Genomic DNA, 25,002 nt, shown 5'->3' with positions numbered 1-25,002 from the left:
AGGATCAGGCTATGCACGTAGAGAATCCCGTTAACGGAAGAATAAGTTAACGGGATATTTCTTTTTTTTATAGCATAACTGCATTAGGTTGATCGGAATATAGCACCAGTGGCTTAGATGAGCATCTTGTCTTTCTAGAGACTATATAACGTTTTGTTATTGTTATGGCCACATCAACATGTGGTCTTTTTGGTATGTGATTGCGGAGTCTAATTAACTTTCCAACAGGTTGCTGTTTTGCTTTGACAAAACGTTTCTTAAAGCTTACCATCAAGGATAGAAAGGAGAGGTCGCCATGAATTGGCTCGGATCCTTGCAGCAGCTCGGAAGAGCGGTAATGCTGCCTACAATGGTCCTGCCCGCCGCCGCAATATTGCTTAGTGTTGGCAGTTTACCCTGGGACGCCTGGGGCATAAAAGTTGTTGGTGAAGTGTCTACCGTGGCTGGACACGGTATTTTTTATTTTTTGCCCTATTTATTTGCGGTCGGTGTAGCGCTGGGACTCTCCAACCAGGCCGGACAAGCGGGACTCGCTGCACTGGCTGGTATCGTCATATATGATCAGGTGACTCGTAATTTCGGTGATGGCACCGTTCAGCCTGCTTCCTTAATCGGAATTATACTCGGCGCACTGGCTGGCGTAATGCATAATCGATTTAAAAGCATTAAGCTGCCAGAGATTTTGCAATTTTTTGGCGGTTCGAGGTTCGTTTTACTCATCGTTGGGCTCTGCTCGGCGTTGTTCTCCTGTTTTATGTTATGGATCGCTCCAATACTACAGCATGGATTGAATGCGGTTGCCACATGGGAATACAGTCTCGGTGGCTTTGGATTGTTCATCTATGGCGTGCTCTACAGGGTATTGGTTGCTTTTGGCTTACATCATCTGCTGAATAATGTATTCTGGTTTCAATTGGGAACGTTCGAAACGCCTGACGGAAACATTGTACAGGGGGATTTGCCCCGTTTCTTTGCAGGTGATCCATCGGCAGGTTTCTTCATGGCCGGGCTGTTCCCAATCATGATGTTCGCTATTCCAGCGATTGCTTTTGCCATTATTCAGGAAGCTCGGGAAGACTTGAAGCCGAAGATTAAGAAAACATTTCTTACTTCAGCATTAGTCTGTTTCCTGACAGGAGTTTCCGAGCAAATTGAGTTTGCTTTTTTATTTGCAGCTCCTTATCTGTTTATTGTGCATGCGGTTATGTCTGGTGTTGCGATGTGGATTAGTTATTGGCTTGATATACGCCATGGGTTCTCGTACTCGGCAGGTATAATTGATTACATACTCAATTTCCATCTATCAGAGAATGCTTGGAAGCTTATCCCGATTGGCATACTATATGGGCTAGTTTATTACTTCTTATTCCGCTGGGCGATTCGTACATTTAAGATTCCTACGCCAGGACGTGAAGAAGGTTCGATGTTAGAGGATTGGGTAGGCAATATTCCTTATCAGGCTCCTTTGATTTTGGAAGCATTGGGTGGCAAGAGTAACATTGTGCAGGTGGAGGCGTGTATCACACGTCTGCGTCTGACGGTGCACGATGATCGCCTGATTGACACGGGGGCGATGAAGAGCATGGGCTCGGCTGGGTTAATTAAGCTGGGTGGAGGCAATGTGCAGGTGGTATTCGGTACCTATTCCGAATTGATCCGTGAGGAGATTGCGAAGCTACTGGAACGAGATCTGCCACAAGTGCTGTTCTGTGCGCCTGTACAAGGGAAAATGCTGCCGATCGAAGAGGTTCCAGATCAGATATTCGCAGCCAAGCTTGTTGGGGATGGGGTAGCCTTTGTCCCAGAGCGGGGAGAGCTGGTTTCTCCTGTCTTCGGTACCATTATGCACCTGTACCCAACGATGCATGCGTTAGGCATTTCCACCCGAGAAGGGCTTGAGGTTCTGCTCCATATCGGGATTGATACTTCACAATTGAAAGGTCATTTTGAAGCTTTTGTTCAGGAAGGCGATACGGTTGAGCCAGGACAATTGCTGATTAAATTCGATCTTGCGGTTTTGCGGGAACAAGCAGCATCATTGACAACGCCGATGGTAATTACCAATCCGGATCGTGTCAAATCATGGAGTTTTGCTCCATTCAAGCAAGTCAAGAAAGGTCAGGCATCCGTTATGTCCGTGGTGCTCTATGACAGGAACGTTGGAGGGGTAGAATGAAGATACAAGGCATCAACGGCGCTGCAGGCATAGCCATCGGCAAAGCATTTGTCCTGCCCAGTTGGGAATGGGATCTGCCGGATCAGAAGATGGATTCGGTGGATCTCGCCCAGGAATTCGAACGGCTGTATGAGGGCATCCGGACTTCACGGGATGAGATAGAGTACATCAAGAATGAATTCAAGGAAGTTGTGGGTCCAGAAGAGTCAAGCATCTTTGATGCGCATCTAGCGATTTTGGAAGACCCTGTGTTTATGAACGAGATTCGAGGCATTATTGAACGGCAATATAAGGCTGCCGAAGTGGCGGTAAAAGAAGCGATTGACCACTTTGTAACGATGTTTGACTTGTTGGATGATGAGTACATGAAGGAGCGGGCGATCGACATCAAGGATGTCGGCAATCGATTGTTGAAGCATCTATTGGGTGCACCAGAGATTACCCTTCCTTCAGATACTCAGCCATATATCCTTGTAGCGAAGGAGCTGTCGCCTTCACAACTGGCGCATCTCAATCCTACGCATGTGCTTGGCATCGTTACTCTAATTGGTGGCAAAACATCTCATTCCGCTATTATGGCTCGTGCCTTGGGTATACCTCTCGTTTCCGGTCTGGAGGCGAGTCTTGGCATGCCAGTTGAGACAGGTGATATGCTTGTAGTAGATGGGGACAACGGACTTGTATTTACTGAGCCGGATCGCAAAACGATTGAGCGTTACACGATGATTCGTAGCAAACAGCTTCAGAAAAAAGAACAATTGCAGGTGCTTGCTACAGTTGATGCCGTGACCAAAGACGGTTCAGTACTTCATCTAGCATCCAATATCAGTTCTGTGAAGGAATTGGATCTCGCTCTGAAGCATGGGGCGAAGGGGGTAGGGTTGTTCCGTACGGAGTTCCTTTATATGGATCGTGCTACGTTCCCTGGTGAGCAGGAACAGTATGAGGTATACAGATTGGTCGCTGAAAAAACTGCTGGTCAGTCTGTCGTCATTCGCACACTGGATATTGGCGGAGATAAGCAACTTGATTATTTCGAGCTACCTGAAGAGGATAATCCGTTTCTTGGATACCGGGCCATCCGCATCAGCTTGGATCGTAAGGATCTATTCAAAACACAGCTTACGGCAATTCTGCGCGCAAGTGCTGCAGGGAATGTGAAGATTATGTACCCTATGATTTCGTCAGTCGAAGAACTTCAACAGGCGAATGAAATCTTGCGTGAAGCTATGGCCGATCTGGATGAGCGTAAATTGCCATATGATCCACATATCCAAGTGGGTATTATGATTGAAGTGCCTGCAGCGGTGATGATTGCAGACTTATTGGCAGAGGAAGCGGATTTCTTCAGCATCGGTACGAATGATCTTGTTCAATACGTCTTGGCTGTCGATCGGATGAACGAACAGATCGCTCATATGTATCATCCATATCACCCAGCCGTGTTGCGTATGCTGAGAGCAACGGTAGAAGCAGCCCACACTGCTGGGATTGAGATTAGTGTATGTGGAGAGATGGCAGGGGACGAGCGTTCGATTCCACTATGGCTTGAGCTAGGCATACGCAATCTAAGTATGTCTCCTCAATCACTTTTGCGTGTGAAGCATAGAGTGTTGAACACAACTGCAGCAGCGGCCAAAGAAATAGCACACGAGTGCTTCACGTTGCGAACAAGCCTAGATATCGAACAACGTTTACAGACGTTTAATGACGGAGCAGGCAGTCCGGATGAACAGAGTGGCTCGAATGCCTCTTAATGGTCTGAATTTAGTAAAAATATCTTAAATGGTTTTAACTAATAGGTTAAACATCAATCCATCCTCACGTATTCTGTTAAGTGGATTGATGAGAAGAGTTCCATCTAAACCATGAAACCCCCACGCCACAGAGCGAGGGGGTTTTTGGTGATTCAATGATTATTCCGTTTTGGCTGTAGCTAGCGCATCACAGAACGCTTTTCCATAAGGGGGAAGGTCTGGAGGACGACGCGCCGATATGATATGTCCATCCACAACAACAGGTTCGTCTTTCCAAATTGCACCTGCATTCTCCATATCGTCTCGAATGCCTGGAGTGGAGGTCACGGTAACACCTTCCAGAATTTTGGCGGAGATCAGCACCCAGCCTGCGTGACAGATTTGTCCGATCGGCTTGCGATCTGCATGCATCTCCTTCACAAGTTCAAGCACTTTAGGATAGCGGCGGAGCTTGTCCGGCGCCCAACCGCCAGGCACAAGAATACCATCATATGCAGAACTGTCCAACTCGTCGAAGCTGTATTCCGCTTCGGCGGGAACACCGTATTTTCCAATGTAGGTTTTACCTTTTTTCTCCCCAGCTAGATGCACCTCGGCACCTTCTTCACGTACACGATGTACGGGATACCATAGCTCCAGATCCTCGAATTCTTCATCAACTAGAGCGATAACTTTTTTACCTGTTAATCTCATATCCATCTCTCCTTTTGAGGTAGCATGAATCGACTCCATTGTAACAGATTCCTAGCCTTGCTTCACGGAACACACCATCTCCAGATCAAGTAACCGATTTCAAAGGTTGTTAGCATACGTGGATAACCTTAACCTGGCGTCAGTGGTAATTTGTGCAACCTTTGGTTTGCAGCAGGATTTAGGCGGAAAAAGGTCGAATGGTAACAGTATACGAGTATAGAACGAATGAGGTGATGAATGTGCGCAAATCGTGCAGATGCGGACATGTAATGGAATTAGAATTAAGAACGGTTGTGTACGCCAAAAAAGTAGAGATTCGTAACGTACCTGTATTTGCATGTACAGATTGTATTTCATACGAAGTGCTTCAACCGGTCAAGCCTGACCTGAAAGAATGTATTAGTAAATTGGGTGAAGAGCCCAATAAGCAGGATGTCTTATTTGGTGAACAAAATGAGCTTGCAGACCTGTTCCACGAGCAATTGCTTGCTAGACCCAATGCAACGGATCAAGAGATGCAGGATCAGATGCAGCAGGCTGTGAAGGAACGGATTAATTTATTGCTTGATATTTTGGGTTATGCTCAAAAGTCGGGTGATGCAGAATGGATTGAGACAACGCAGCGTAGACTGGGTCAGTTATCGGGGTTCGTTTGGCAGGCGCATTTCTCGAATGCTGTCTAATTTTGACGTGTAAAATGCTTGTTTTCATGAAAATTGGCTTTTTCGCGCGCTTTTTGTTAAGATATCGAAGAGTGAAAACGCTCAACATAGCGGTATTCCTGAAAAAGGGGGATGTATATCCAATGGCTGACATGACTAAAATGACAAGTATTGAACAGCTAAACTCCGCAGTGGAGGCTACCGAGGAACAACCTTTGCTTCTGTTTAAGCATAGTACACGTTGCCCAATTAGCGCGAATGCTTATCAGGAGATGAACAACTATTTGCAAAACAATCCGAATGAACAAGTGAAATACGGCATTATTTATGTTGTGGAAGACCGCCCTGTATCAAACGAAGCAGCAGAAAAACTGGGTGTTAAGCATGAATCTCCACAGGCAATTCTAGTTAAAAAGGGAACGCCTATATGGCATACTTCCCATTCTGATATTACTTCGACCACGCTCACGCAGGTTTTAAGTGAGTCCTAGAGCCTATTTTAATTGATTAATGCAAAAATTTGTCGTAATATAATTCTTAATGAAAATGGGTTGAAAATTTACTGGTAATGGAGAGAAGTACTGTGACGGTAACCATTTATGATGTGGCACGCGAAGCTGGGGTGTCCATGGCAACGGTATCACGGGTAGTTAACAATAACCCTAATGTGAAGCCACAAACACGTAAAAAAGTATATGAAGCCATTGATCGGTTGGGATATCGTCCAAATGCTGTAGCCAGAGGTTTGGCTAGCAAAAAGACGACAACAGTCGGTGTGGTAATTCCTGATATTTCGAACTCGACTTTCGCTGAGATTGCTCGCGGAATTGAGGATATTGCTAATATGTATCACTACAATATCATTCTATGTAATGCGGACAAGAAGAAAGAAAAAGAAATTCGTGTTATTAACACGTTGCTAGAAAAGCAAGTTGACGGTTTGCTTTTCATGGGCGGTACAGTAACGGATGAACATATCCAAGCCTTTCAATCCGCAGCAGTACCTATCGTGCTCTGTGCGACAAGTGACGAGAAGGGAACATATCCTTCTGTAGATATCGATCATGAATCTGCAGCATTTGATGCGGTGAATACATTGATTCGTCATGGTCATAAGGAAATTGCGATGATTAGTGGCACGTTACAAGATCCTGCTAACGGCTACGCGCGTTTCCAAGGGTACAAGAAAGCTCTTGAAGCAGCAGGTATGGACTATCAGGAGGATCTGGTGCGCATCGGTAACTATCGTTATGAGTCCGGCGTGGAAGCCATGAAATATTTCCTCGGACTGAAGAAGAAACCAACAGCAATCTTCGCTGCAACAGATGAGATGGCTATTGGCGCGATTCACAGCATTCAGGATGAGGGTCTGAAAGTACCGGATGACTTCTCCATCATTAGTGTGGATAACATTCGTATGGCTTCTATGGTGCGTCCGCAATTGACAACGGTCGCTCAGCCAATGTATGACCTTGGTGCTGTTGCGATGCGTTTGTTGACGAAGCTGATGAAAAAAGAAAATGTGGAGAACCCACGGGTTATTCTACCGCATGAAACGATTCTACGTTTGTCTGTAAGCCATGCTGGATAAGTAAATATAGCATTGGAAATGGTATAGGGCAGGGAGAAGACATTCTCTCTACATATCGAATTAGCAGAAGCTCCGGAGACGGAGCTTTTGTGCTGAATAGAATCTACTGGAGGGCTTAGGACATGCGCGAAACAATCGGTATTATTGGTGCTATGGATGAGGAAGTAGAACTGTTACTTGCGGGTATGAAGCAATTGGAAACGGTCAAACAGACCGGAATAACCTATGTTGCAGGCGAGTGGTTAGGTAAACAAATCGTTGTCTGCAAATCGGGTGTAGGTAAAGTTAATGCGGCAGTAACTACGCAGATTTTGATTGACCGCTTCCAAGTGGATCGAATTATTTTTACAGGTGTTGCAGGTGCAGTTCACCCTGAGCTAAATATCGGAGATATCGTCATTTCTTCGGTATGCGTGCAGCATGATATGGATGTTACTCCACTTGGGTTTGAACGGGGTGTTATCCCGTATCAAGAAACCTCTGCATTTCCTGCCGATGCTTCACTGATTGCTCTTGCTGAAGAAGCATGTAGGGCGCAAGGGGCGAAGTACTTGATCGGAAAAGTTCTGTCTGGAGACCAATTCATCGCGAGCAAAGAAACGGTAAATATGTTATACAACCAAATGGATGGAGCCTGTGCAGAAATGGAAGGTGCGGCTGTTGCGCAGGTAAGTTTCATGAATCGTGTACCCTTTGTTGTTCTGAGAGGCATGTCCGATAAAGCAGATGGTTCCGCGCATGTTAATTTTGCTGAATTTACAGTGCAGTCTTCCCAGCGCTCACATCGCATCGTGGAGCATATGTTGGAGAACATGTAAGTTTTTATCTGATAAATAAAAAAAGCTCACAGTGAGCCGCCTGAACAAAAAAATTAAACTAAACCGCTTCTCACCTAGCTCCTAAAGTATACAGAGCTAGGTGAGAAGCGGTTTTTTAGATGATAGAATGTATAAGTTTTCAGCGGAGCTGAACCATTTGATTATCGTAAGAAAAACTACAATTAAACACAGTCAGTCTCCTGTGGAGGTACGACGATAGGTGTTTTTCTTATGTAAGCATAATTCAAGGTTAACTCAATACATAAACCGATAGCGGAAGCGCACACGATCGAACTGTTCCTCAGACGCGAGTGGTACCTGGCTGCCGATTCTCACCATAAGACAGTTTGCCGGGTGAGAACAGATTTCAGGATCATCGGTCGCGTACCAGGTCATATCTACAGTTTGCATTAACTTCTCCATCATTTTACGATAATCCCACACAGACAGACCGCTGCCCTTCAGATCCCAATGCCAATAATATTCGGTCGTAAAAATGATATATCGCTCCATCTGTTCACCTTCGAACGCAGTGAGTAGCATCTCACGTCCTATGCCTAGAGAGCGATACTCGTCAGCCACCTCGATAGCTCCCAGTTCTATGAGATCCGTCATATTACCTTCAGACCAACGTTCACATTCGTCAGCGTAATGGAACGTAACGTAACCAATAATGATGCTATTTTCATGTGCTAGAATAATACGACCTTCCGGCAGATCGGCAATCTCGGTTAGAGCTTCCTGCTGCTCTGATGGTCTCCGAAAAGCATCGAGATCCGGATGGAAACCTAGCTGTGAAATGGCCTCAGCGGGCATAGGGCCTTCAATCGTGATGTGGTGACCGGATTTGAAGATGGAACGCATATGATGCTTCTTAATATGCTCCATGGTTCATGCTCCTTTCTTCCCCCTAGACGATGATTGAGAAGATTTGCTATAATGGCGTAGACAAAAAATGTTCACAATTCAAGTGCAGCTTAAAATTCATTCAGTAGGTCAAGCAAGTAAATGAAGAGAATGCTCTCTCTATTAATGTAAGCGCTAACTGGAAGTTCAGTCAACACAAGGCAATGAGAAGTCACCCATTTAAGGGAATCGAAATGTCGAGTTGAAGGAGGCTGGCAAGCATGAGTCAAGCATTTGAAGAGATGCTGCAAACGGTTGTGTCTGAATCTAACTTGGGCGATTACGCGGAGGCTCGAAGCCGATTCGATTGGGAATCGGTGGAAAGGCACTTTACGTGGCACGCCAGCGGAAAAGTGAATATGGCTCATGAGGCGATAGATCGCCATGTGCTGGAAGGAAAAGGCGGTAGAACGGCATTGCTATACAGTGATGCTTCACGGGAAGAGGCATACACCTTTGCCGATCTTAGCGAGCAATCCAACCGGTTTGGTAATGTACTTCGGAAATATGGTGTGACCAAGGGGGATCGAGTATTTATTTTTATGCCGAGAAGCCCTGAGCTGTATTTCAGCCTTTTGGGTATCTTGAAAGTGGGTGCAATCGCAGGGCCGCTGTTTGAAGCTTTTATGGAGACCGCCGTCAAAGACCGGTTGGAGGACAGTGAGGCAGTTGCACTTGTAACGACACCTGAGCTTCTTGGACGAATTAAGCGCTCCGAATTACCGGAGCTGAAGCATATATTTGTCGTTGGTGGTGGGGAGCAGACGGAAGATGGACTCATTGATTTTGATGCAGAGATGTCTGTTGCTTCGGATGAGATGGACGTGGAATGGCTCACTCGTGAAGATGGACTCATTATCCATTATACTTCGGGTTCTACTGGTAAACCGAAGGGCGTATATCATGTGCAGAATGCAATGGTTCAGCATTATTATACAGGCAAAGTTGTGCTCGACTTACGCGAGGATGATGTTTATTGGTGCACCGCAGACCCTGGTTGGGTCACAGGCACGTCTTATGGTATTTTTGCACCATGGCTGAACGGGGTAACTAATGTTATTCGTGGAGGTCGTTTCAGTCCACAAGACTGGTATAGCACGATTGAAAAAAATAAAGTGACCGTCTGGTACAGTGCACCAACGGCGTTCCGGATGTTGATGGGTGCAGGAGACGAGACGATCGCTCAGCATGATTTGGGTAGTCTGCGTCACGTCATGTCTGTCGGCGAGCCGCTCAATCCTGAAGTGGTTCGTTGGGGCTGGAAAGCGTATGATCAACGAATTCATGATACATGGTGGATGACGGAAACAGGTGCGCAATTGATCTGTAACTATCCGGGTATGCCGATTAAGCCAGGTTCAATGGGAAGACCTTTGCCCGGAATTGAAGCTGCAATTATCGATGATCGTGGGCAGGAGTTATCTCCGTACAGTATGGGGAATTTGGCAATACGTAGCCCATGGCCGTCGATGATGGCGAAGATCTGGAACAACCCCGCTAAATACGAGGAGTATTTCCGGCTCTCTGGCTGGTACGTATCTGGGGACTCAGCTTATATGGATGAAGACGGCTACTTCTGGTTTCAGGGCAGAATTGATGATGTGATTAATTCATCTGGCGAACGCATCGGCCCTTTCGAGGTAGAGAGTAAGCTCGTAGAGCACCCTGCTGTAGCTGAGGCTGGCGTAATCGGTAAACCGGATGTAACACGGGGGGAGATCATCAAAGCCTTTGTAGCGCTTCGTGATGGGTATGAGGCGACACCGGAGTTGAAGGAAGAGATCTATCGTTTTGTAAAAGAAGGCCTGTCTGCCCACGCTGCACCGCGTGAGATTGAATTCAAGGATAAATTGCCGAAGACACGCTCTGGTAAAATTATGCGTCGTGTCTTGAAAGCCTGGGAGCTCGATTTGCCGACAGGTGACCTGTCCACCATTGAAGACTAAATGTTGAATGTGGTAAGCCACGAGTCGCCGAATTGCAATTGATATAATCATGAAGAAGCCTGATCTGCGATGTCTAAGAGATCAGGCTTTTTGACGTGTTAAACAAAAGACCCCCTAAGATTAAACTTAGGAGGCCGTTCGGAGTAATCGTATTGATCTAACGTTAAGGTTGATAATGTACCGCTACTGAAGGTTCAGATTCTCCTGCACTGTTGTTCGCAGAGACCTTAAACCATCCACTGGTTGTTGCGGGTACGCCGAAGTCAAGCGAGGTACCCGAGGTAGAGCCGATTTTATTAAATGGAGCATTGCCCGTTTCACTGTAATAGACGGAATAGCTCTGTACACCTTCTGCTTCAGCATTTGATCCCCATTGGATACGAATACCCTGGGATAGAGCTGTAACACTTACCTGACTAGGTGTGCTTGGTGCAGTTGCTGCAGTATCGTCTGATCCTTCGCCAGGCGTGATGATCGTTCCAGGAACATTAATAGGTTCCTTCACTTCTTCCTCTGGTGGCGGCTCTACAACGGCAGCACTAGTAGCAATTGCGCTTGGTGCAGACTCTCTGCCAGCTACATCAACTGCTGTAACGTAGAAGGAGAAGTTACCACCTTGTGCATACGCCGTAAATGATCGAGATTCCCCTGTAAGGACGACTTGCCCTTGATTCTGGAATCCTCCGCCATTAACAGAACGATACAACCGGTACCCGACAACATCACTTTCCGGTGTAGCATTAAATGTAATGATAGCTCTGCCATTGGACATAGACAGTCTTACATTTCCTGGAGCATCAGGAGCTTTACCGTTATCTTGTCGTGGATCAATCTGAGTTGGCATGTCTGAATCTGCGTCCTGTGGCAGGTAATAAGCAAGTGACTCATGCCGGCTCATACGAGAAAATGCATTTTGCAACTCTTTAATGAGATCGGAGATTGGTTTTTTACGTTTGATTACGGTTTTTTCTTTTAGCATATCGCTAGGCGTTTCATCACGAGGGATGTAGTTCACACCATTGTAAGTGATGTACTTCGCCTTGGCGACGCCATCATCGCTATCTTTAGGAACAAATTTACTGTTAAAAATATCTGTAACAAAGCGATCTGTCAGCGCCGTAGGCAGTTTGCCGCTATAAGCGGAGACGGTCTTCGTCACTATACCTGACGGCTTCTCGAACTTATCCGTAACAAATAGCTCTTTGTCTGAGGCAATGACCTCATTCATAATTTGAGTCCATAGTTGCTGAGCACGTTTACGTTGAGACTTGGTCTCCAGTGTGTTAACAGGCTGTTTGTATCCAACCCATACACCCAAAGTGACATCTGGGGAGTAACCTTCAAACCAGACATCGGCATAGTTCTGGGTAGAGCCTGTTTTTCCGACAATCGGTACACTCTTCGAATATTTGTAGCTCTCACGTACTTTATCCGCTGTACCCTCTGTCACGACCGTACGAAGCATGTCGGTCATGAGATATGCCGTCTGCTCGGAGAACGCCTGAACAGGGGTAGCTTCGTGTTTATATACGATGTTTCCTTTAGAGTCTACAATTTTACTGATCATATATGAATCGTTGTACACACCGTTATTGGCGATGGCACCATAGGCATTGGTGAGTTCCTCAACGGTTACACCATATTGAAGACCGCCCAGAACACCGGTTTGTGCTTGATAATCGTTTTTCTGAATCGTTGTAATGCCAAGTTTTTTGGCAAAAGCCCATGCTTTATCAATGCCCACGTCTTCATTAAACAACTTAAGTGCCACAGTATTCAGTGAGTAATTCAGTGCTCTACGAGCAGTGATCAGGCCTTGGTAGCGGTTATTTGCGTTTTTTGGAATATGATATCCGCTTGAGCCACCATCTTTAAGGATAATTGGTGAATCATCCACGACGGATCCTGGCTGAACCAAGCCTTCATCCATAGCAGGTAGGTATGCTGCAATTGGTTTCATAGCAGAACCTGGTTGACGCACCATTTGAGTAGCGTAGTTCATCTGCTCATCTTGGAAGCTTCGACCTTCGATCATGCCCAGAATCGCACCAGTCTTATGGTCGATCAACATAGCTGCCGTTTGTTCTTTTCCCTTTTTGGGATCGTCTGCAGCAAAATTACTATCATTTTCAGCAATCGTACGCATGGTTTTATATACACTTTTGTTAATTGTGGTATAAATTCGATATCCACCTGTGCGCAATTGCTGCTGAGCCTCTTCCAATAATGCACCGCTATCTTTAGGTGCTGCATCCTTGTCGGTAGCTTCATCTGTGCCTTTGGTAGCGTCTGCATTCAACTGTGTCATCAAAATTTGAGCAGCTTGTCGTTCAGTTTCCATCATAAGATAAGGATAAGTGTTGTAAGCTTTAATCGTTTTGGGCGCGAGAGAGCTCTTGATGTCAAAAGCAAGCGCTTCGTTATATTCGGTTTGATTGATTTTACCCAGTTCTAACATTCGACGTAATACCAAGTGCTGGCGATTAATTGCACGCTCAAAATTATCCTCAACAAAATCGCCTTTTCCATTAAAAGCAGAGTATGAAGAGGGGAGCTGTGGTAAGCCAGCAAGGTAAGCAGCCTGAGCCGTATTTATTTTCTCTAGATCATTAATATTGAACAAACCTTTGGCAGCAGCCTTAATGCCATAGACATTATATCCACTGGAGCCATTACCGAATGGAACCTTGTTCAAGTACGCAGTCATAATTTCGTCCTTTGTCAAGAAACGTTCCAGACGAAGCGAGAGAAGAATTTCTTTTACTTTCCGATCCTCGGTACGATCTAGATTGAGGAACACACGACGCGCTAATTGCTGTGTAAGTGTGCTTCCGCCTGTTTGGACGGACTCTTTAAGCACTTTCTGTTTTACGGCACGAAGTGTACCGTTCATGTCTACACCTTTATGTTCGTAAAAATGATTGTCTTCAATCGAAATGACTGCATCAATAACCTTCTGTGGGATCTGGTCAATGGTGACTGGACGTCTGTCTTCTTCTGTACGTAATTGACCGATTGGACTGCCATCGGCAAAGTAAGCAAAGCCTGTGATGGAGTTTTCGCTGACTTTCTGTTCAATCAGGGCCCTGGAACGGACAGGCTCGTCTTTCACAATGGAACTGACGTATCCCATTAAAGCGCCGCCTACAAATAGTACCCCCATGATACCCAGGACGACCATCCATTTGACGACACTGCCTAGTCTGCGAATGAAGCTACGTTTGCGGACAGGCTGTTCATCGGGCTTTTTCTTATTAACATCAACCATTCAGTGTCTTCCTCCTTTTAACAGCACTTATTATAGCATAAAAAGGTGGGTTTGCATGCCTGAGAAATACAAGCAATAGTCGAATAATGCCATTATTTTCGAAATTATGTTATTTATTATGCTTGAAAATGTACCATATCATAAGGAGATAAGAATAAGGCCAGAGAAGTTACTTTCTATCAGTCTCTTTTAGAGTGCGGATTTAATGTAAAGTTAGCTTGACATTTTGGGGTTTGAGGGATATATTTTTTGTAAAGTCAGCTTTACAAATAAAGAGTGAGGACACGAAATCCATGAAGAATAAAATTGAGATCTACCGTCGAGAGTTTAACATGACACAACAGGATCTGGCCGAGAAGGTTAACGTATCACGTCAGACCATTATTTCATTGGAGAGAGGGCGCTACAATCCGTCGATCATGCTAGCTTATCTAATAGCCCAGGTATTTCACAAAAACATTGAGCAAGTTTTTATTTTTGAGGAAGAAGGGGATGTTGAGTGAGGAAGTGGACTTTAGTATCTATTGTTATGTGTATTGTCGGGTTACTTGTTTTTTCAATTGCGCTTTACCAGAAGTTTGCGTTAAATAATTCTAACCTCTCGTTTGCTATGCCTTTAGGATTTGGGTTGCTTGGGTGCTCCATTTTAAATTTCAGTATGTTGGCTATGGACAACAAAGGAATTAAACGGGTTGTGGACTCCGAACATGATGAAAGAATAATTTCGCATTTTAAATCGTCACTTTCCATTGGATTTATAGTTATGATTTTAGTCATAATTACAATCCTTGTGATAGATCAGTTCGGAATGGAATTAGAGGTGTTTGAATCAGCAATTATTATTATGTTGAGTGGTGTTTTTTCGTCTTTGTTGTACTTTGTATACAAGTTCTTTAAGTATTAGATCATCACTTCCTGTTAGTGGAACATAGAAAAACAGCTGTCGAGAAAATCTCGACAGCTGTTTTGAATTGATGCTTTAATGTAATTACAACGATTAACGGTTGTAGAACTCGACGATTTGTTTCTCATCGATTTCTTGGGACAATTCCGAACGCTCAGGCAGACGGATGAATTTACCCTCAACTGCTGTATCATTGAATTCAACGTATGCTGGAAGATGCGTACGGTTTTCCAATGCTTCTTTAACAGAAGACAAACCGCGGCTTCTTTCACGCAAGCTGATTACGTCGCCAGTGCTTACTTGGTAAGAAGCGATGTCGACTTTTTTACCGTTTACTGTGATGTGACCATGGGATACCAACTGACGTGCTCCTGCACGGGAGTTAGCAAATCCAAGACGGTAAACGAGGTTGTCAAGGCGGCACTCAAGCAAGAACATGAAGTTTTCACCTGCGATACCTTGCATTTTTTGCGCTCTAGCGAACAGAGTGCGGAATTGTTTTTCGCCCAAACCGTACATGTGACGCAGTTTTTGTTTTTCTTGCAACTGCATACCGTAGTTGCTCATTTTTCTGCGTTGGTTAGCTCCGTGCTGACCTGGAGGGAAAGGACGTTTCAAATCTTTGCCTGTTCCGCTAAGGGAAATGCCGAGGCGACGGCTCAATTTAAATTTAGGACCAGTGTAACGTGCCATGTTTAAAGTAGCTCCTTTTTAGTTAAAGTTCATATAGGGCTCTGTTTGCGCTCCAATTTGTTGATGCGGGCTCAGCCTCGCATAGGACGATCAGGAGAGTTCAGCCGCTGTCCTGAAAGCAACAAAAAGAATGAGGGTGACACAACCGGTAATGCCCAAATTTAAAGACCCATTTAGTAGTCTTCATCAACAATTCATATTACAGTTTAAGAGAAGCAAAGTCAAGGTTAAGATAAAAGAAAAAAACGTCTAAATTTGTCGATAGGTCATTAGGCCTAAAATAATGGGACAATTTTCTGGAATATGGATGCAAAAAAGTTGCAAAGAGAGTAAAATAGATTCTATCTTAACTTTAAATAAACTTATGCTGTAAGGTTATCAGACGAATTTGCAGGTTTGCGATAACCTATGCAGATTAATGCATCTATGAGATGCAAAAACGGTGCAAAGGAGCGCCTGACATGTTAGAACATCTAGGAAGTTTACCAGCCAGTTTGAACTCGCCAAGTTCGGGCGATCCCGCATCTGCTGCATCTCTTCATAACGAGCATGCGCTCTGGATGCAGCAAGTGGATATCACACCTTTTGATTTTTCATATTTGGGGAGTCTGCTACAACAGGCTTTTGCCGATTGGCAACAACAACGTAGCCCCGCACAAGACCATGCAGCGATGATATTTAATGTATGGAATACTGAAGGCGTTAGGGTGGGAGATCCATATGAGGATGCCGTAAGTATGGAAGTGAGTCTCACCGTATTAAGATGTCTGGAAAAGGGACAAGAACAAACCCTGCGTAGCAGTGATCAACATGGTCAGTTTCATTTGCTTGCCCTTCCTCTCTATTCGAGAAGCAATAAGGATATGTTCGCTGTATTCACTGCATTGATCTACGAACCCAATCCATATGAGACGTCAGAAGCCTTGGTTCGGTCTGAGGCATCACATTATCGGACTTGTTTTTACCGCAGGTTTGAATACATATTCATGACGGATCTGTTACATGCTCATGAGCAAACGGCACGTGAAGAACATCGGAGATCAATACTGTTCCAGATTGTTCAACGGATGCACGACAACATGGATGTGGATGCGATATTGGATGAAGTGTTTGGTAGTATGGATTATTTATATCCTACGATGCGAATTACGCTTTTTATGTCTCAGGATCAGAGTAGCACGAATGCCCGGATCAAACCTTTATTGGTTCATGAACGAGGCGAGGATATCTGTGTACGTTCTTTTATGGAAGGACGACTGATTGTTGCTCGCTCGATCGATGGGGAGAACAGAATTACTGAGGTGGGGTTACCTCTCAAAGGCAAACAGGGCATATATGGTGTGTTTTACATTGAAATGAATGATGAACTAATGGAAGAGTCAGATCTGCAATTGATTACGATGATGGCAGATACGGCGGGAACAGCCTTCGAGAATGCGAAATTGCATGAACAATCCAATATGCTTATCCAGGAACTTCGTCTAATTAACGATTTGACACAACGTTTGAATAAAAGTCTTCAACTGATGGAAATTTTTCAATTTGCTGAGCAAGAGATGCTTGGTATATTCCAAGCTGAATCATGCTGTATTCTCCAGTTGAATGCTAGTACGAACCAATTTGAAGTGATGTCCTCTAACGTTCATCAGCTAACGCGCCAATCATTTCCGAATAATTACGGTATTGCCGGTGCGTTGTATCAGTCGGAAGAGCCGCTTATTATGTCTAACTATCGTCAACATGCTCAATTTCCTTCTCAATTTATGGAGCAAACGAAATCGTTATCTCTAATTGCGTCACCAGTTTGGGTGAACGGTGAAGTGAAATGTGTAATCATGCTTGGACATACTCAGGAGCAATTTTTCTCTTACGATAATTATCGTTTGTTGCAGATGTTAGTGATTCATATGGGGCTTGCGCTGACCAATGCAACGCTCCATGCCGAAGTGCGCCGTTTGGCCAATCTGGACATGCTGACAGGGTTATATGTTCGTCATTATCTAGATAATGTTATTCATGAACGGCAGGCGCATGAGTTCTGTGGTTCTCTCATTGTGGTTGACATTGATCAATTCAAGCAAGTGAATGATACATTTGGCCACCAAACGGGGGATCAGGTGCTTAAGCAGGTAAGTGACATCGTCGTCAGTTCAGTTCGTCCAGAGGATATATGTGCCCGTTGGGGTGGTGAAGAGTTGGCGATTTATATGCCTCAATTGGGGATACGACAGGCTCTTGAATATGCCGAGACGATACGTCTCCGGGTGTCGGAAGAGACGAGGCCATCGGTGACTGTCTCAAGCGGCATCGCGGAGTGGAGCTGGATGGATGAAAAGGTGAGTGTTGAGTCGCTGTTTTATCGTGCAGATATGGCTCTCTACCAAGCCAAGCACGGAGGACGTAACCGTATCGTATTAGAAGAACAAGAAGTTACGCGTTAAGGGAGAACAATTCCGAAGTCGGAGTCGTTCTCTCTTTTTTTATGCGAACAGATTGTGGATCACACAGTATAAGTCATTAACGGAGGGGTAGCCTATGGAGAACGTTTGACAAAAAGGTGGGGGTAGACATGTTTAGTTATCGGAACGTACGCGTAATGTTACTGATTTTGAGCTTGATACTGATCTGCACGCCAGGTTGCGGATTTCTACAGAAAGATCAAACGCCAGAGGAGGTTTTTTCGCTTGCTTTATCTGGGCTTGCTGGCAAGGAGAAGCTCAGTTTTGAGGGTCAGGCTGGACTGCGGCGTGAGAGCAACGGCGTGTTTGAGAACCAATTCAAATTTGCAGGCAAATTGGAAGATCATAACCGCCTGACTTTGCAGACTCGGCTTCCCGGTGTAGCCACTTCCGGAGGTACACAGATGAGCGCTACCTCTGTGCCTCCTGCCGGGCAACCTGGGGGTTTCAGTGCATCCTTCCAGCGGAAGAAGGGGCAATGGATGGCTATGTCTAATGATCAGGAGCCATTACGTGGGGCGTTGTCTCGTTATAACCCTATTTCACAGCTAGAGAATATTGATCGTATGAATAAAACGATTAAGGCGGAATATGGCGGAGGACGACGCACACAGATTCTGCGGATTGAGCTTAAGCCTGAGGATGCCAAGGCATGGGCTACGACACAGTTGGATGCTGAGATGGGTGCTATGCGAGAGGAGTACATGCGTAAGGCAAAAGCAATCGGGGGTACGAATCAGGCGAAGCTTGAGCAGGAGCTGGAGCGGGTATGGGAGCAGGGAGAGGTAACGATGGATAAGATGATGGAGCAAGCTAGTGTGCAGACCGTGTACCATCTTACCGTCGATCGCAAAACTAGCTTGCCTCTTCGGCTCTCATCTGAAAGTCAGGTTAGCTATCAGGATATGAATAATAAAAAGAATACAGAAGCTCTCGTTACGGATGTAAACTTTGGAGCTTATGAGTAGACAAGGGTGTGTGCTACAGCTCCAAAAGGAGCGGTTTCGCTAAATTTAGGCTCCAAGTCAGAAACCTTTTCGTAGGCGTACCGGGGGTGCGTTTAGAGAAAGTGAAGCAGTGGAGCGAAAAAAGCGGTTAAGGAAGCCCTTAAGTGTGATGTAAGACACGCCCTAGTTACGGGTTGCTTGCTGACGAGATCACGGTAGCGTGCTACAATAGTATCGTAATTTACCGTTGTTCAATTATGAATGACACATGACAGGAGGAATATACAAGATGAAAGATCCAAGAATTCAGAAGCTGGCGGCTAACTTGGTCGGTTACTCCGTAGATGTACAACCAGGCGAGAACGTCCTGGTCGAGATGATCGGAAGTGAGCGTGACTTAATCAACGCTGTGGTTGAGGAAGTGGGGAAAAAGGGCGGTAACGTATTTGTGCAGTTGACTGACAGAACGGTACAGCGTGCAATGCTCAAGAATGCAACGGAAGAAATGATGAAAACATGGGCAGAGATTGATCTGAACCGGATGAAACAAATGGATTGTTATATCGGGATTCGTGCGGGCGAGAACGTAAACGATCTGTCCGATGTACCTGAAGAGAAGATGAAAATGTATAATTCATTATATTCTCATCCTGTACATAGCGAGCAGCGTGTGAAGCATACCAAATGGGTTGTATTGCGTTACCCGAATGCAAGTATGGCACAACTCGCGAACACGAGCACAGAGGCATTTGAAGACTTCTACTTCGATGTATGTAACCTCGATTATGCCAAAATGGATAAAGCACAAGACGCACTGGCTAACCTAATGAACCGTACGGATAAAGTTCGAATTACAGGACCTGGAACAGACCTTAGTTTCTCCATCAAGGATATCGGTGCTGTGAAGTGCTCTGGTCAAAAAAATATTCCAGACGGAGAAGTGTATAGTGCTCCTGTACGGGATTCTGTTAATGGATCTATCAGCTATAACGCGGCAACACTGTATAACGGTGTTACGTTCGAGAATATTAAGTTCACGTTCAAAGACGGCAAAATTGTTGAGGCGACAAGCAATGATACAGAGCGCCTGAATGATATTTTGGATTCGGATGATGGTGCACGTCATATTGGTGAGTTCGCCATTGGGTTCAATCCATACATTCTTCACCCCATGAAAGATATCTTATTTGATGAGAAAATTGCGGGTAGCTTACATTTTACACCAGGACAGGCATATGAAGAAACAGATAATGGAAACCGTTCATCCATTCACTGGGATCTGGTATTGATTCAACGTCCAGATTACGGCGGTGGAGAGATTTATTTTGACGATGTACTGATCCGTAAAGACGGTATTTTTGTTATTCCTGAACTGGAATGCTTGAATCCAGACCGTTTGAAATAGCATCTGTATTTTGCTGTTGCTAGGAAAGCGGATTCACGGTATCATGTAGTGGTAATTAATAGATGATACCAAAAGTGAAAAGACGGAGGGATTCCTATGTCGAGTAATAATGTGGCTGTAGTGGAAATTGCTCAAACAGCAGGCAAGTTTACTTCTTCAATCGTGCTTCATTCAGACAACAAGTATATTGATGTGAAAAGTATCTTGGGATTGTTTACAACACTGATCAGCACTCATAGCTATGAATTGCATGTTCATGGTCCAGATGCCGATGAGGCTAAAGCAGCCATGTCTGATGTGTTTGCTAAGCATGGACTGAATGTAAAGATCGCATCGGAGTAATGGTTATGAGAAGCACCTTCGCCAATGGCGGCGAGGGTGCTTCTTTTGTATTCTGAGCTCAATCATACGAAAAGCCCCTTGTGCTGTATCTGAAATAAGCAATCCTGAAGACACTCACTTTGTTCGGATATTTTGGTCAGGTTCTTGTATTACCTACTGATTTCGTCTAATATTAGAGATAGAACGTCTTTACGCGATTTTTGGGACATAGGGGGGAAAAATGCATGACTTCATCTGATCTGCAGGACCAGCTGAATTTGAAAGCGATCAGTCTTCTTCAAGAAGATGCAGATAAAATACAGAAGCTTATTGAAGTACAGATGGAGAATCTGGCTACCCGCTACTGCCCTCTCTATGAGGAAGTATTGGATACACAGATGTATGGGTTCTCCAAAGAAGTTGATTTTGCTGTTCGTGCAGGTCTCCTTCCAGAAGGTGCTGGTAAGCAGATGGTTAGCGCGCTTGAGCGGAATCTAGCGATTCTATATGAAGCCTTGAACAAAAAGAATGAGCAATAGCCTGCATATGCGCGGGTCAGAATAGAAGGCATGCAGGTTATTGCATGCTTTTTTTGTGTGCTCTTTCTTGAATTGCTCCTCGCTAATGTGTGCAGTTCCAGCACGTAGTCCTCTGCTCAGCTTGATGCCAAGGGTAGGTTAGTTAACCGCCGGCTGGGAGTGGAGTGGATATTCAGAGTGAATGGATGTAAAAAAAAGTAGCCTGGTGAAACATCACCTAGCTACCTTTTTTTATGAGCTTTATTTATATATGTAATCTGAGCATCTTATGGAGTGACCTGGTTATTTTATACCAGAAAGAATGACACCCCAAGGATGATATAGACCACAAGTAACAGCAAGCCCTCATACCAGTTCGTTGAACCATCCTGCGTGATCGACTTCGCAATAAACACGGATACACCGATCGCGACAAGTTCAATGGTGGTAAATACAATATCCATTGTTCTGCCTGTGAAGTAGCTGACAAAAATCAGCACAGGTGCAACAAATAATGCAATTTGCAAACTACTGCCGACCGCAATCTCTACTGCGGCACCGATTTTATTTTTCATGGCTAACATAATGGCTGCACTGTGTTCCGCTGCATTACCAATGATGGCAACAAGGAACGCACCGACAAATAGCTCACTCAGTCCGAACCGCTCTGTAAATACTTCAAGCGTGCCAACTAGCCACTCACTGACAAAGGCCACCATAACCGTTGCCAATACGAGATAAAGGATTGATTTTTTCTTCGACCATTCAGGTGCATGTTCATGCGGAAGTTCTTCATCCTCATCTACCGTGACATCGGCAAGATACTTCTTATGTGTGACCATAGAGAACAGCAACCAAGCAATGTAGGCCACAATCAACAGTCCCGCAACAATAAGACTGAGTGTATTTGTGTCTTGTTGAGTGATAGAATGGGTGTTAAGGAACACGGCGGGAATGAATAAAGCGATGATAGCTACAATCATCAAGGAGCCGTTTAGGCCTGCAAGCGAAACATTGTAATTCTGGATTTTGAACTTGAGTCCACCCGCGAAAATGCTCAGTCCTAGAACAAGTAACAGGTTTCCGATAATGGAGCCCGTCAGACTGGCCTTGACCATGTCGAACAATCCTTCTTTAACGAGGAAGATCGCAATAATCAGCTCGGCAGCATTGCCGAAGGTAGCATTCAAAAACCCACCCAGCCGCTGTCCGGCATAGTGGGCAACATTTTCAGTAGCTTTGCCTAAAAAACCAGCGACAAAAATAACCGAAATGGCTGAAATCACAAACTGTAGAATCGAATCCCATTTCATGTAGTGGGCAATCGCGCTGAGTACAAAAGTAACAATCAGCAGAATGGATGAAATCCGGTTTCTCACAAACACACACCTCGGTTACATATTATTTGGTTTGCAACACGTGATCACATGTTGGTCATCATAATCATTCGAATCATGCCAAATCTTGTGAAAAGGTGACGAAATGATTATGAGATTATTTTCATATTTCAATATAACCAAATCATAGTAGGTTGTAAACGCAACTTTTTGAGTTTAATTTGCTTTTTGGGGTGGAAAGGATTTAAAATACGATTAACGAAGTGAAGGAGGATGTGGCATGGCAGAACAACTTCAACTAGATGGCGGTAACATCCGGATTGCTGACGACGTGGTGGCGAAAATTGCCGGAATGGCTGCGCTTGAGACACCCGGGATTGCCGCAATGTCTGGAGGATTGTCAGAGGGCTGGGCCAAACGTCTCAGCGGTAAAAACGTACAGAAAGGCGTGGGCGTTGAGGTCGGCCAGCTGGAAACAGCCATTGATCTGCGCATCATCGTCCTGTACGAGACACCGATTCATGAAGTTTCCCGCATGCTTCAACAGAATGTGAGAGAAGCGGTAGAGACCATGACGGGATTACGAGTTGTCGAAGTTAATGTGAAGGTAGAAGGTGTATCTTTCAAAGGCGACGACGTATAAGCTGATCGGCTTCCAGCGTAGAGGGGTCATTCCTAGAGCATGTGCTCACGAAGTGAACCTCACCCAAAAAAAGACTTCCTATCCATGATGGATGGGAAGTCTTTTTTTTTTACGTTCTATGATTATCGAATGCGGCGAATGGATTCTCTTGAACGAAGGGCAGGAGAGGTTCGAGTCTGTACGGTTACGGACTTTGTTCTCTCTTCCTTGATTACGTCCAGATTATTGGTGCGGGAAATACTAAGCAAGATGCCCATAGCGACCATCATGACGAAAAGTGACGTGCCTCCATAGCTAATAAACGGGAGCGTGACACCTGTTACAGGTATGGTCTGAGTAACGCCTCCGATATTAATAAAGGCTTGAATCGCGATGAGTCCCATAATTCCGATGCCGACCAATGTACCGAAAGGATCGGGACAGCGGAGAGAGACAATAATGCCTCGCCAGATAAAGTAGAGATAGACGAGCAGAAACAAGGTGCTTCCTAGGAATCCAAGCTCTTCACCGATGACGGAGAATATAAAATCGTTATACGCATTCGGCAGGTAATGTAATTTAATTGTACCTTGTCCAATACCTGAACCTGTAATCCCACCATCTCCAATCGCTACAAGGGAGCGATAGAGGTTAAGGCTTCCGTCGGTAGGGTCAGAGAGTGGATTAAGGAACGCCTGAATCCGTCCGATCTTATAGTTCGCCTTGGCTTCTGTTATGGTACTTGTTGTATCATCTGGCGAAGACATAGAGGAGAACAAGGCGTTGGCTCCAAAAGCCAGCGCCCCTCCTAGGACAACGAGCAGAATTGAACCCATGATATGCTTCATACTCGCACCACCTGCATAGATCACCAAACCACATGTGGAGACCAGAATGAAGCAGGTACCAAAGTCAGGCTGCAGCATAATGAGTCCGGCAATGAAGCCTACAATGATAAGGACAGGAAAATAACCAGTTTTAAGATCTCTAAAGCGTTCGCCTTTCTTGGTGATTAGCGCAGCGAGATACAGAATAATGGCGATTTTGGCGAATTCGGCTGGTTGAACACTAAAACCAAAAATATGGATCCAGCTTCGAGCACCATTGAGTACCTTACCGGAAACTAAAACAAGCAGCAGCATAACCGTTGTGAAGAGAAAAAAGGGTGCATACAGCTTTTTGTACTTCGTAAAACGAATATTCATAGCAAAAAACATACCAACTACACCAATGATAGCCCACATAAGTTGTTTTTTCGTGAAGAACAGGGGATCATTGTTAAAGCGATCGCTAGCAATTGCAATGCTGGAACTGGAGCTGAATACCATCACCAGTCCAAAGCCCACCAACAATAAAGTGAGGATTAGCAGTTGGAAATCCGGCGTGCCTCTCTTCGTTTTCGTTTGGGCTGTTTGTTGTTTCATCGCTCAGCCCAACCTAAGCTTCCAGCAGTTCTTTGAGCTGCTGTAATTTTTGAGTGGCCAGCTTCACGACTGGCTGTGGAACGGTAGTATCATAATCCAGACCATGCGGGAAAGTAGCTTTTCCAAGATAGACTGCTTCTACAGAAAGAACAGAATCTGGTTTTTCAAGCTTGCCATCCACAACACGAGTATTAATACGTACAAAGTATTCCGATTTAGTAAGTTCATCTTCAATTTTGTAGTCATATGTAGCACGGTAATACTCCCATTGCCACCGGACAAATCCGACTTTCTCGGCGCTCTCATCCAGGTATGCCAAGTCGCTTTTCAAGCCATCTAAGCCTGTATTCTCAAATATCATAAGCGTTTGATCCTCCTCATAAGCTTCCGAGTATAATTTCTCGTTGTTTCTCTAGTTTATGATAGTATGTTTCCCCTTCCCGTGCAAGCTTTCAAGGGCTTGTTCATATCGGTTTTCTTCCAATTCTGCTACAATATACTGCAATAGGTTTGAAGTGAGAGGTTCGGGCTTGATGAAAGTGCCGATCGAGAGCG

21 protein-coding genes are annotated in these 25,002 nt (G+C 44.8%); 14 read left to right on the top strand and 7 right to left on the bottom strand.

The window, feature by feature from the left end; genetic code table 11:
* Nucleotides 1-295 precede the first annotated feature (295 nt).
* Nucleotides 296-2,176: a glucose PTS transporter subunit IIA gene (locus MH215_RS02380; protein ID WP_056696302.1), complete on the top strand. Its 1,881-nt coding sequence runs from the start codon at nucleotides 296-298 to the stop codon at nucleotides 2,174-2,176.
* Nucleotides 2,173-3,933, top strand: coding sequence for a phosphoenolpyruvate--protein phosphotransferase (gene ptsP, locus MH215_RS02375; protein WP_056696304.1), 1,761 nt, complete (start codon nucleotides 2,173-2,175; stop codon nucleotides 3,931-3,933). Before MH215_RS02380 ends, ptsP begins: the two co-directional genes overlap by 4 nt.
* A 159-nt stretch (nucleotides 3,934-4,092) precedes the next feature.
* On the opposite strand, the gene MH215_RS02370 is transcribed toward ptsP, so the two are convergent.
* Nucleotides 4,093-4,626 carry a type 1 glutamine amidotransferase domain-containing protein gene (locus tag MH215_RS02370; RefSeq protein ID WP_056696928.1) on the bottom strand — a complete coding sequence of 178 codons (534 nt, stop codon included), beginning with the start codon at nucleotides 4,624-4,626 and terminating at the stop codon, nucleotides 4,093-4,095.
* A 269-nt stretch (nucleotides 4,627-4,895) separates the two neighbouring features.
* Between MH215_RS02370 and MH215_RS02365 the strand changes: the two genes are divergently transcribed.
* From MH215_RS02365 to MH215_RS02350, 4 genes are all read left to right on the top strand, one after another.
* Entirely contained in the window at nucleotides 4,896-5,309 is a 414-nt protein-coding gene (locus tag MH215_RS02365) for a hypothetical protein (RefSeq protein ID WP_239287676.1), read from the top strand.
* A gap of 122 nt (nucleotides 5,310-5,431) precedes the next feature.
* Entirely contained in the window at nucleotides 5,432-5,779 is a 348-nt protein-coding gene (gene ytxJ, locus MH215_RS02360) for a bacillithiol system redox-active protein YtxJ (protein ID WP_056696307.1), read from the top strand.
* 92 nt (nucleotides 5,780-5,871) lie between these two features.
* On the top strand, nucleotides 5,872-6,879 hold the full coding sequence (gene ccpA / locus MH215_RS02355; protein WP_056696308.1) for a catabolite control protein A: 1,008 nt from the start codon (nucleotides 5,872-5,874) through the stop codon (nucleotides 6,877-6,879).
* A gap of 122 nt (nucleotides 6,880-7,001) precedes the next feature.
* Nucleotides 7,002-7,697, top strand: coding sequence for a 5'-methylthioadenosine/adenosylhomocysteine nucleosidase (locus tag MH215_RS02350; protein WP_239287674.1), 696 nt, complete (start codon nucleotides 7,002-7,004; stop codon nucleotides 7,695-7,697).
* A 255-nt stretch (nucleotides 7,698-7,952) separates the two neighbouring features.
* Here the strand turns inward: MH215_RS02350 and MH215_RS02345 are convergent, their stop codons facing one another.
* Nucleotides 7,953-8,585 carry a GNAT family N-acetyltransferase gene (locus tag MH215_RS02345; RefSeq protein WP_239287672.1) on the bottom strand — a complete coding sequence of 211 codons (633 nt, stop codon included), beginning with the start codon at nucleotides 8,583-8,585 and terminating at the stop codon, nucleotides 7,953-7,955.
* 239 nt (nucleotides 8,586-8,824) lie between these two features.
* Between MH215_RS02345 and acsA the strand changes: the two genes are divergently transcribed.
* Nucleotides 8,825-10,549 (top strand): acetate--CoA ligase, encoded by a 1,725-nt coding sequence (acsA, locus tag MH215_RS02340; protein WP_239287670.1) that lies wholly within the window; start codon nucleotides 8,825-8,827, stop codon nucleotides 10,547-10,549.
* Nucleotides 10,550-10,712: 163 nt separating this feature from the next.
* On the opposite strand, the gene MH215_RS02335 is transcribed toward acsA, so the two are convergent.
* Entirely contained in the window at nucleotides 10,713-13,817 is a 3,105-nt protein-coding gene (locus MH215_RS02335) for a penicillin-binding protein 1A (RefSeq protein WP_239287662.1), read from the bottom strand.
* Nucleotides 13,818-14,110: 293 nt separating this feature from the next.
* On the opposite strand from MH215_RS02335, the gene MH215_RS02330 reads away from it, so the two are divergent.
* Nucleotides 14,111-14,320 carry a helix-turn-helix transcriptional regulator gene (locus MH215_RS02330; RefSeq protein WP_239287651.1) on the top strand — a complete coding sequence of 70 codons (210 nt, stop codon included), beginning with the start codon at nucleotides 14,111-14,113 and terminating at the stop codon, nucleotides 14,318-14,320.
* A gap of 494 nt (nucleotides 14,321-14,814) precedes the next feature.
* On the opposite strand, the gene rpsD is transcribed toward MH215_RS02330, so the two are convergent.
* Nucleotides 14,815-15,414 (bottom strand): 30S ribosomal protein S4, encoded by a 600-nt coding sequence (gene rpsD / locus MH215_RS02325; RefSeq protein ID WP_056696322.1) that lies wholly within the window; start codon nucleotides 15,412-15,414, stop codon nucleotides 14,815-14,817.
* A gap of 461 nt (nucleotides 15,415-15,875) precedes the next feature.
* On the opposite strand from rpsD, the gene MH215_RS02320 reads away from it, so the two are divergent.
* The 5 genes from MH215_RS02320 (at nucleotide 15,876) to MH215_RS02300 (ending at nucleotide 21,085) form a co-directional block, all read left to right on the top strand.
* Entirely contained in the window at nucleotides 15,876-17,855 is a 1,980-nt protein-coding gene (locus MH215_RS02320) for a sensor domain-containing diguanylate cyclase (protein ID WP_239287649.1), read from the top strand.
* 128 nt (nucleotides 17,856-17,983) lie between these two features.
* Nucleotides 17,984-18,841, top strand: a complete 858-nt coding sequence (locus MH215_RS02315) for a hypothetical protein (protein ID WP_239287639.1) — start codon at nucleotides 17,984-17,986, stop codon at nucleotides 18,839-18,841.
* A gap of 268 nt (nucleotides 18,842-19,109) precedes the next feature.
* Nucleotides 19,110-20,225: an aminopeptidase gene (locus MH215_RS02310; RefSeq protein WP_056696328.1), complete on the top strand. Its 1,116-nt coding sequence runs from the start codon at nucleotides 19,110-19,112 to the stop codon at nucleotides 20,223-20,225.
* A 96-nt stretch (nucleotides 20,226-20,321) separates the two neighbouring features.
* Nucleotides 20,322-20,567, top strand: coding sequence for an HPr family phosphocarrier protein (locus MH215_RS02305; protein WP_056696330.1), 246 nt, complete (start codon nucleotides 20,322-20,324; stop codon nucleotides 20,565-20,567).
* Nucleotides 20,568-20,791: 224 nt separating this feature from the next.
* Complete coding sequence (locus MH215_RS02300; RefSeq protein WP_056696331.1) at nucleotides 20,792-21,085, top strand: Fpa/YlaN family protein; 294 nt, start codon at nucleotides 20,792-20,794, stop codon at nucleotides 21,083-21,085.
* A gap of 287 nt (nucleotides 21,086-21,372) precedes the next feature.
* On the opposite strand, the gene cax is transcribed toward MH215_RS02300, so the two are convergent.
* Nucleotides 21,373-22,443 (bottom strand): calcium/proton exchanger, encoded by a 1,071-nt coding sequence (gene cax / locus MH215_RS02295; protein ID WP_239287629.1) that lies wholly within the window; start codon nucleotides 22,441-22,443, stop codon nucleotides 21,373-21,375.
* Nucleotides 22,444-22,681: 238 nt separating this feature from the next.
* Between cax and MH215_RS02290 the strand changes: the two genes are divergently transcribed.
* Nucleotides 22,682-23,044, top strand: a complete 363-nt coding sequence (locus tag MH215_RS02290; protein WP_056696336.1) for an Asp23/Gls24 family envelope stress response protein — start codon at nucleotides 22,682-22,684, stop codon at nucleotides 23,042-23,044.
* A gap of 122 nt (nucleotides 23,045-23,166) precedes the next feature.
* On the opposite strand, the gene ftsW is transcribed toward MH215_RS02290, so the two are convergent.
* Complete coding sequence (gene ftsW, locus MH215_RS02285) at nucleotides 23,167-24,447, bottom strand: putative lipid II flippase FtsW (RefSeq protein ID WP_239287619.1); 1,281 nt, start codon at nucleotides 24,445-24,447, stop codon at nucleotides 23,167-23,169.
* Nucleotides 24,448-24,460: 13 nt separating this feature from the next.
* Nucleotides 24,461-24,808 carry a YugN family protein gene (locus MH215_RS02280; protein ID WP_239287608.1) on the bottom strand — a complete coding sequence of 116 codons (348 nt, stop codon included), beginning with the start codon at nucleotides 24,806-24,808 and terminating at the stop codon, nucleotides 24,461-24,463.
* Between the last annotated feature and the right edge of the window lie 194 nt (nucleotides 24,809-25,002).

The sequence above is a fragment of the Paenibacillus sp. ACRSA genome (genome assembly GCF_022346845.1).
GTDB lineage: Bacteria > Bacillota > Bacilli > Paenibacillales > Paenibacillaceae > Paenibacillus.
This window is presented reverse-complemented; position numbering and strand designations above follow the sequence as displayed.